2 protein-coding genes are annotated in these 911 nt (G+C 60.8%); both read left to right on the forward strand.

The window, feature by feature from the left end; translation table 11 throughout:
- On the forward strand, nt 1-436 hold a 436-nt coding region (locus RRY12_11960), incomplete at its 5' end, for a hypothetical protein (protein MEG2185387.1).
- Nucleotides 437-775: a phage tail protein gene (locus RRY12_11965; protein MEG2185388.1), complete on the forward strand. Its 339-nt coding sequence runs from the start codon at nt 437-439 to the stop codon at nt 773-775.
- Nucleotides 776-911 lie beyond the last annotated feature (136 nt).

A 911-nucleotide genomic window follows, 5' to 3' on the forward strand; every position in this document is an offset into this window, starting at 1 on the left:
CGCCACAGCGTTGGTCATGCGGGCGCTTTTTGGCGGCGGCGAGGGCGGTGGCTTTTTCGGCTCCGGCGGCGGGTTTTTTGGAATGCTGGGGCTGAAATTCCACAGCGGCGGCACCGTAGGCGCCGGCGGCACGCCGACGCTGGTAAGCCCCTCCGTATTTGCCAACGCGCCGCGAATGCACGGCGGCGGCATCGCGGGGCTGCGCTCCGATGAGGTGCCGGCCATCCTGCAGCGCGGCGAGGTCGTCCAGCCGAAAAACGCGCGAGCAGGAGGAGCGGCCGCCGGCGGCGACAACTACCAGATCACGATTCAGGCGATAGACGCGTCGAGCTTTGTTAAAATGCTCCAAAACAACAAAGGCACAATTGAAAGCTTAATAGTTAACGGCCTGCAGCGGGGCGGATCTCTGCGCATGGCCGTAAAGGGGGCGGTGTAAATGGCAACACCAGTTTTTACATGGGAGCCCGATTTCACGTGGCAGCCGCAGTATCGCCGCCGCGTGAATATCACCACCTTTGAGAGCGGCAAAGAGCAGCGCAGCGACCGCGGGGCCGCGCCGCGCGAGTGGGCGTTGACCTTCACCGGCAGCGCCGCGACGCTCGCCGAGATAGAGACATTTTGGAACGCGCGAAAAGGCCCGGTAGAATCATTTCTCTGGACGCCGCCGGGCGCGATATCAGCCATAACGGTGCGCTTTAAGGACGATACGCTGAAATCAGATCGCGCCGGCATGAGACACGGAAAAATCGAACTTACCTTGAGGGAGATACTATGAGCGACTATAAGACGGCGGCGCAAGCCGAAACCTTAGAACCGATATATCTTGTGCGGGTGCTCGACATCCCGCCGCTTAACCCTGCCACGCACAGCACAGAATACCTCTATCTCACCGATGCGCCGGAAAATGTGAC

Source organism: Cloacibacillus sp., assembly GCA_036655895.1.
GTDB lineage: Bacteria > Synergistota > Synergistia > Synergistales > Synergistaceae > JAVVPF01.

Bases quoted from the DNA above. Each gene is read 5' to 3' on its own strand.
- RRY12_11965 (MEG2185388.1), top strand. From the start codon at position 437: ATGGCAACACCAGTTTTTACATGGGAGCCCGATTTCACGTGGCAGCCG.